Consider the following 7,799-nt stretch of genomic DNA (forward strand, 5'->3'; position numbering starts at 1 on the left):
GGGGGACGCGGGCCTGTGGTGTCGGTGTGGGCGGTCGTGGTCCCGGAGGGGTGCGGGGTGGTCGTGGCGTTGGGTTGGGTGGTCCCGGAGGGGTGCGGGGTGGTCGTGGCGTTGGGCTGTGCGGTCCCGGAGGGCGCGGGTGCCCCGGCCGAGGGGGCCGTGCCGGCTGCTGCGGCCGGCCAGGTGGCTCCCGGGGTCCCGGTGGTGCCGGTGGGCGCGGAGGCGGCGGTGGCCGTTCCCGCGGTTCCTGCCGTTCCCGCGGTTCCTGCCGCTCCGGCAGTTCCCGCCGCTCCTGCCGCCACCCTCGCGGTCCTGGCCGCCCGCGCCGCCCTCGCCGCGCGAGCGGCGCTCACGGTGTCGGCGGCGCCGGTGGGTGCCGTGGTGCTCGCTGCCGGTGCCGTGGTGCTGGTGGCCGCGCCGTTGACGGGGGTCTCCGCGCTGGGGTGCGTGTCTGAGGTGCGGTGGGGGCCCGTGGTGTCGGCGGCCCCCGTGCCCGGTGCCGGGGTGGTCGTCTCCGGGGGCGTCCCCGTCCCCGCCCCGGGGGTCGTCCTCCCTCCCGTGACCTGAGCCGTGCCGGATCCTGTGCCCGGAGCGGTCCCCGCACCCGGCGCCGGCCCCGCACCCGGGACCGTGTGCGGGCCCGGGGACGGTGCCGAGCCGTCGGCGTGCGGCTGTCCGGGAGCGGACGATGCCGCCGCCGGCCCGTCCCCGTGGCCGGGGGCGGGGGCGGAACCGGCGTCCGGTCCGTCCCCGGCGGACGGCCGGCCCGCGAGGCCGGTGCGGGCCGGGGGCACGCCCGTGCCGCCGGGGCCGGGGCGGTCGAAGGCGTCCCAGCCGGGGTTCTGGTCGGACGGTGCGGAGGCGGGCCGGCCGGCGCGGGCGGGACCGGCCTGTTCCCAGCGGAGTACGGCGCCGCACGCGTCGCAGAAGGACTGGCCCGGTTCCGCGCGCGTTCCGCACTCGGCGCAGTTCTGCGTGGTCATCTCTCCGGGGTCCTTTCGGAGGCGGTCACTTCGACGGTGTAGGGCATGTGGGCGGGGCGGGCCGCCGCGACGAGGGCGTCCAGGCGGTGCCGGTCGGCCGGGGTCGGGTCGGGCAGCCGGACGGAGACGTGGAGGTGCGGGCGCGGGGTGCCGGGGAACGGGCCCAGGGGACGGGCGTTCCACTCGGCGCCGCCGCTCTCGCTGATGTCCGGCTCGGCGCCGAAGGCGAGCCGTACGGCCTCCGCGAGCCCCTGCCGGGTGCCGCGTACGCGGTGCAGGCGGGCGGCGGCGGCGACGGCCGCGCGCAGCCGGGGTTCGGGTTCGGTGCCGTCGGTCTCGGCGCCGACCCAGGTGCCGAGCCACTGGGCGAAGTCGGCCGGGGTGAGGGCCGGGTCGAAGTAGGTGTCCAGGCAGTCGAGGACGTTGAGGATGGGCGCGAGGACGTCGTCGAGGCCGCCGACGAACCGCTGGGCGAGGTCGTCGTCGGCGAAGACGGCGGGCAGCATCGTGCCCAGCGGCAGCGAGGAGCCGAGCCCGTCGACCGAGCCCCGGTAGGGCGTCGTCGTCACGTGCCGTCTCCGATCACGCGGACCCGGTGGTCGAAGGAGAAGACCAGCGAGGGCGGTTGGAGGTCGATGCGGTCGGTGGGGTCGCCGCGCTTGCCGGTGAGGGGGTCGGCGGGGTGCAGGACGACCTCGTCGACGAGTTCGACGCCGGGGACGCGTTGCAGGACCGCGAAGACCTCGCCGGTCTGCACGGGGCGGCCGAAGGGCCAGCCCTTGCCGTCGGCGCCGCCGGTGAGCGGGTCGAGGTGGCGGTAGAGGGCGTCGTGGGCCTGGCGGCGTACGCGGTCGGTGTCGGTGCCGCGGAAGGCGTGGACGGTGGCGACGACGGTGACGCCCTGGTAGTAGGGCGGGCCGACGGCGAGGCGGGTGCCGATGAGGCGGCGTTCGTCGAGGTGGCGGGTGATGCGGGCCAGCAGGGCGTCCCCGGGGACGAGTTGCTCGAAGCGGAGCCGGCCGCCCGGGTCGGGTACGGCCTGGGGGACGACCAGGACGCGGACCGCGTAGGCGCCGTGCTCGCCCTCCTCGCCCTCCAGGCAGGTGATGCGGGCGGTCTCCGGCGCGGCGCGGCGGGCCAGTTCCTCGTAGTCCCGCAGGGTGACGGCGCGTTCCTGGGCGCGGAGGGTGATCGGCGCCCTCAGCTTCGCCTCCTCGACCGTCTCGCCGTCGACGCCGCCGCGCGCGGCCTCGCGGTTGACGACCTCGGAGACGTACGGGATGGAGGTGCGCAGCACCTGTACGGCGCCGCGCGCCACGTTGCCCGCCCGTCCTCCGCCCGTGCGGTAGCGGCGGGCGCGGATGACGGCGCCCTTGGGGGCGACGGTGCCGTACTGGCGCAGGGTGCCGTCGGGTTCGCGTACGGCGGGACCGAAGGCGATCTCGCCGGTGGCGGCGTCGAGGGTGATGTGGTGGTCGTCGGGGCGGGAGGCCGCGAAGTGCGGGACGACCCGCCAGTTCTGCCAGCCGTCGTCGGCGGCGGTCTGGAGGAGGACGGGCGGGTCGTCGGCGACGACGGGGGCGTGGGCGAGCCGCAGCCGCTGGCCGGGCAGGCCGGTGGACTCGCCGAGCGCCTCGTCGTGGACGGTCTCGGCGTGCACGGCCCGGGTGGTGCCGCCGATGGTGTAGGCCTCGGCGGAACGGATGGTGGGGGACGTGGTGTAGAAGGGCTGGCCGGGCAGCGGGTCGGTGACCCGGCAGCGTATCCAGCCCGCCTCGTGGCCGCCGTTGCGGGACAGGACGTGCCCGCCGGGTATGTGGAGCACGATGTCGCCGGGGCGGTTGAGGCCGCCGGTGCCGTCCTGGTCGACCTCGCAGGACTGCCAGCCGTCCTCCGTCCACGCCTCCCAGACCAGCGGCGGCTGGCGGGGGTCGACGCCGACGCCGTCGACGCGGCTGTCGAGTTCGAGGGCGAGGGCGCAGTCGGGGGTGGCGGCGGTCAGGCCGATGAGCATGCAGTCGCCGGGCTGCGGGGCCTCGGCGAAGCACATGAGGTCCTTGCCCTCGGCGAGGTCCGTGGTGCGGTCGGTGACGGGCTCGCCGCGGTGCTGCACCACGAGCCGGCCGAGCGCGCTCGGTACGACGACCAGGTCGCGTTCGGTGGCGAAGACGACGGCGTCGTCGCGTTCGGTGCGCAGGGTGGCGACCTCGGCGCCGGACGGGACCAGGACCGCGTCCTCCTGCGGCGCGGACAGCCAGAAGGTGACGTCCGTGCGGGCGGCCGACGGCGGGAAGAGGGTGATGCCGACCAGGTCGAGGAAGGCCAGGTGGTTCTTCTCGGGGACCCGGTTGAGGCGGTAGACGATCTGGTCGGCCATGTGCGCGACCGTCTCGACCAGGGTGACGCCGGGGTCGGAGACGTTGTGGTCGGTCCACTCCGGGGCGCGCTGCTGGATGTAGCGCTTGGCGTCGTCGACGAACTGCTGGAAGCGGCGGTCGTCGAGGTTGGGGGAGGGCAGGGACATCAGCGGTCGCTTTCGGGAGAGCCCGGGAGGCCGGTGGGACCACCGGGACCGGCGGTACCGGCCGGTCCGGCGGAGCCGCCGGGGAGGTCCGGCTCGTCGTGGGAGGGGATGACGTAGAACGGGAAGACGAGGCTGCGCGGGTTGTTGGTGCCGCGGATCGAGTAGCGGACGTCGATGTAGAGGACGCTCTGGTCGGTGCCCGTGCTGACGTCGACCTCGTGGACCTCGATGCGCGGTTCCCAGCGGTCCAGGCTGACGTACACCTCGTGCTGGATGCGGCCCGCGGTCTGCTCGTTGACCGGGGCGAAGACCAGGTCGTGGATGGCGCAGCCGAACTCGGGGCGCATCGGCCGCTCGCCGGGCGCGGTGGCGAGGACCAGCCGGATGGCCTCCTCGACCTCGCGCTCGCCGCTGACCAGGGCGATGCCGCCGGTGGGTCCGATGCGCATCGGGAACGCCCAGCCGGAGCCGACGAACTGTTCGGCCATCAGGGGGCCACCTGCCTTCTGCTTCCAGTACCTGTTCCTGTGCCTGTTCCTGTGCCTGCTCCTGTGCCTGTCATGCGGGGAGCGGGTACTTCACGGTGTTGACGAACACGGCGCCGAACAGGTCGACCTTGATGGCCTTGATGTTCACGTTGGCCACGGAGTTGACCGACACCATGCCGGTGGCGTTGATCGACGTCATGCCGCTCGACGAGAGGTTCATGGCGCCGCCCATCGCGTTGACGTTGACCGCGCCGCCCAGCGAGGTCAGGCTGACCAGGGCCTTGCCCTTGAGGGTGAGCGGACCGCCGCTGTCGATCATCACCGAGCGGCGCCCGCGCAGGGTGAGGCTGGTGCCCGCCTCCACCGATACCGAGCGGCTGCCGGTGATGCTGACCGAGCCCTTGCTGTCGACGGTGATCTCGGTCTGGGTGCGGTCGAGGTTGATGATCAGCTTGTCGTTGCCGCTGGCGATCCGCACGCCCTGCTTGCGCCCGCCGGTCCGCTGGCTGAGCAGGTCGACGCGGTTGCCCTGGCGGTCGGACAGGGTGTGCCGGGCGGCCTGCTTCTTCAGCCCGTCGTGCAACGGCACGTCGGAGACCTTGGTCGGCAGGTCCCGCCCGTTGTAGAGCCCGCCGATCACGAACGGGTGGTCCAGCGCACCCCGGTCGAAGCCGACCAGCACCTCGTCGCCGACGTCCATGGGGAAGACCCCGCCGCCGCCCTTGCCGCCCAGCTGCACGCTGCGCGCCCAGTCGCTGACGTAGGTGTCGTCCAGCCACGGGAACTGGAGCTTGACCCTGCCCTGCTTCAGCGGGTCCTGTACGTCGGTGACGATGGCGTTGGCGACGCTGGGCAGCCGCGCCGCGCTCGCGGCGTCCACGCCCCCGCCGCCCGAGGCCAGCCCGTACAGGGAACGCCACTGGCGTCCGCTGACGGTGATCCACGACTCGTAGTGCTTGCCGTCGCCGAAGACGTGGCGCACCGAGGTGACCGTGTACTTGCCCTCGAAGGGCTTGCCGACGTCCGAGAGCGCCACGGGGACGCCGGGGCGGAGATCGGGATTGCCGTAGACGGCGACCTCCAGCTCGGCGAAGGAGGAGGTGACGTCGGCGGCGAGGGCCTTCGCGGCGTGCCGGACCTCGTCCTGCTTGTCGTACGGGCTGGCGGTCTCGACGAGCTTGGCGGGCTTGAACTTTCCGGCCGCCTGGCCGGGCGTCGTGCCGATGCTGAAGCCCGGGTCGGTGGTGGCGGGCGCGACCTCGGTGATCTTCTTCTTGGTGGTGACGTTCCAGCCGCGCGATTCGACCTTGCCCACCTGGTCGGCGGCGGTGACGGCGGCCCGCAGCCGCAGGATGTCGTGGCCGGCCTGGAGGACGAAGGTGCTCTTGTCGCCGTCCGTCTTCGGCGAGGGCGCCCCCGCCGAAGGCTTCGGCGTCACGAAGCGGAACTTCCCCTTCGCGTCCAGGGACATGACCATGTTGTTCTCGTCGGCGAGCCGGGACAGGAAGTCCCAGTCGGTCACGTTGGACTGGCTGATGAACCCGTACATGCCCTTCGTCGGCTGGATGCGGCCGATGGACACGCCGTCCATCGCGGCGAGCTTGCGGGCGATGTCGGACGCCTTCTGGTTGCGGTACGCGGCCACCCGGCGCTGGCGCATCATGCGGTGCCCGTAGTCGTACCCGCGGATGACGGTGAAACTGCCCGTGCCGTCGTAGTCGGCCTCCAGACCGGTCACCTCGCCGGTCAGCAGCGGGTTGCCGATGCCCTGCCCGTCGGCGATCGGCGTGATGACGATCCTGGTGCCGAACTGCACGTTCAGCTTCCCGAGGACCAGGCGGTAGGGGTCGCGGAAGGTCAGGCGGAACGCCGCGGGCACGCCGACGCCCTGGTCGACCCAGCCCTCCACGAGCATGGGCGCGATGTCGGAGGGCAGTTTCGCGCCGCCGACCTTGACCTCGACGATGCTGGAGAACGCGGGACGCACCATCAGTGCGGCACCTCCTCGGTGGCGGGCAGCATCAGTTCGGTGCCGGTCGGCAGATGGGACGGGTCGTCGATGCCGTTGGCCTCGGCGATCGCCCGCCACGCGCCCGCACTGCCGTACTCGCTCCACGCCAGCGACTGCAACGAGTCCCCGGCGACGACCCGGTGCACGCGCTGGGCGGTGAGCGCGCCGGAGGTCGGGTTCTGCCCCTGGGTCGGGCCGGGTATCTCCACCAGCGACACCTGACAGGTGGCGCGGATGGGAACACCGGTGGTCCCGAAGAGGGTGTACTGCGCCTCGATCGACGACACGTACGCCGTGAACCGGGCCGTGGCGAAGGAGCCCCACTCGAAGACCACCCAGGGCGGTGAGGGCTGCTTGGCGGCGATGCTCTTGGCGGTCACCTCACAGCACAGCAGCAGCGAATCGACCTTCTTCATCACGGTGTTGCCGTTGGGCTTCATGGAGGAGTCCAGGAAGATCTCCAGGGTCATCTCCCGCGGGTCGGCACCCATGAACTCCGGTTTCGAACCGTCCCGCACGGCCATCGTCGGCGTCGCCTTCCACTGGGCGCGCTGGGTGAGGGACAGCTGCGCCGGGTTGAACTCGAAGGCGAACCTGCGCATCAGCGCGCCGGGCGTGGTGGTCGTGCCGGTGGGCGGTTCGTGGATGGCGAGGTTGGCGCGTACGAGGCTCTTGCCGGCGCCCTTGCCGCTCTTTGCCATGGTCTCTTCCCTTCTGCCTCTTCTGTCCCTCTGCTGCGGGGCGCCGTCAGTCCGTGAACCCGTGGTGGGCGATCTCCAGGACCTCCGTGGCCACGGCCGGGCTCGCCGGGTCGAGGCTGGGGCCCTGCCAGCTGACGGGCAGCACCTCGATGAGCCCCCAGCGGGCGACCAGCGACCCGTCCGCGCGCAGCGCCGAGATCTGCGCGGTGGGCCGCTTGATGCCGGTCTGCACGGAGGAGATCCACTTGGCGACCTTGGCCGTGTCCGGGGTGAGGGGGCGGGTCAGCCGGATGTTGGAGTAGGAGACGCGGGTGGGCAGCTGCCACACGAACCCGTTGTTGCCGCCCTCCTGGCGCTGCTCGATCTCCACGTGGGACGACAGTCCTTCGCACCCGTTGAAGTAGCCGAGGCTCTCGCCGTCGATGGTGAGGGTGAACCAGATCGTGGAGCCCGGGTCCTGGCGGGGCATCGGGGGTGGCCTTTCTGTCGGGTGGTACGTCGGTCGCGAGGGGTGGCTGCCGCCGGTCAGGCGCGGGGGTCGCGGAGTCTGCCGACGCGTTCGCGGTCCATGCGCAGTTCGGTGCGGACCAGGCGGGTGACGCGACCGATGATGCGGTGCACCAGCTCGTCGAGCTGGAAGTCGGTGAGCTCGCGCGGGTCGAACCCGCCCGCGGGTACCGCCGAGTACGCGGGCGGAGGGTCCGTCTCCGGGGCGGGCGCGTGGGGCGGGTGACCACCGGGCGGAGCCGTGGCCGTGCTGTACGAGGGGGGCGGCTCGTACGGCGGGGGCGGGGCCGGGGCGTTCGGCGGTGAGTGCTGGCCAGGCTGCGCGGGCGAGTGCCGGGACGAGGGCGCCCGGAAACGTCCCAGGGTGTCGGCGACGGTGGCCGACGCGGCGGCGGCGAGGGCGCCGATGGAACGGCCGCCGGCGCGCTGGACCGGGAGCGCGGGGGTGGTGGCCGCGGGTGGGGGCGCGGGGGCCGTCGTGGGGTGGAGCGTGGGGTGCGGTGCCGTTCGGGGCGGGGTGAGCGGCGCGACGGGCAGCGCGGTACGGGCGGCGGTGGCGTCGGGTGGGGCGGGGCGGCGCAGGGG

General features: G+C 73.4%; 6 protein-coding genes and 2 pseudogenes. All 8 read right to left on the reverse strand.

Annotation, left to right across the window (positions count from 1 at the left end):
* Positions 1–983 (reverse strand): annotated as a pseudogene (locus KUM03_RS38490) (hypothetical protein); the annotation flags it as partial.
* Positions 980–1,489: a phage tail protein gene (locus KUM03_RS21700; RefSeq protein WP_217250952.1), complete on the reverse strand. Its 510-nt coding sequence runs from the start codon at positions 1,487–1,489 to the stop codon at positions 980–982. The gene KUM03_RS21700 and the pseudogene KUM03_RS38490, both read right to left, overlap by 4 nt.
* 59 nt (positions 1,490–1,548) lie before the next feature.
* Entirely contained in the window at positions 1,549–3,507 is a 1,959-nt protein-coding gene (locus KUM03_RS21705) for a putative baseplate assembly protein (RefSeq protein ID WP_217250948.1), read from the reverse strand.
* Positions 3,507–3,995 carry a GPW/gp25 family protein gene (locus KUM03_RS21710; RefSeq protein ID WP_217250949.1) on the reverse strand — a complete coding sequence of 163 codons (489 nt, stop codon included), beginning with the start codon at positions 3,993–3,995 and terminating at the stop codon, positions 3,507–3,509. The genes KUM03_RS21705 and KUM03_RS21710 overlap by 1 nt, the downstream gene beginning before the upstream one ends.
* Before the next feature lie 70 nt (positions 3,996–4,065).
* Positions 4,066–5,985 carry a VgrG-related protein gene (locus KUM03_RS21715; RefSeq protein ID WP_217250950.1) on the reverse strand — a complete coding sequence of 640 codons (1,920 nt, stop codon included), beginning with the start codon at positions 5,983–5,985 and terminating at the stop codon, positions 4,066–4,068.
* Positions 5,985–6,707: a LysM peptidoglycan-binding domain-containing protein gene (locus KUM03_RS21720; protein WP_217250951.1), complete on the reverse strand. Its 723-nt coding sequence runs from the start codon at positions 6,705–6,707 to the stop codon at positions 5,985–5,987. Before KUM03_RS21720 ends, KUM03_RS21715 begins: the two co-directional genes overlap by 1 nt.
* 46 nt (positions 6,708–6,753) lie before the next feature.
* The gene (locus tag KUM03_RS21725) at positions 6,754–7,176 is read right to left on the reverse strand and encodes a phage tail protein (RefSeq protein WP_073729682.1); all 423 of its coding nucleotides are present in this window, start codon (positions 7,174–7,176) and stop codon (positions 6,754–6,756) included.
* Positions 7,177–7,232: 56 nt separating this feature from the next.
* Positions 7,233–7,799, reverse strand: a pseudogene (locus tag KUM03_RS21730) (hypothetical protein); the annotation flags it as partial.

This window comes from Streptomyces sp. AC602_WCS936, assembly GCF_019049125.1.
Taxonomy (GTDB): domain Bacteria; phylum Actinomycetota; class Actinomycetes; order Streptomycetales; family Streptomycetaceae; genus Streptomyces.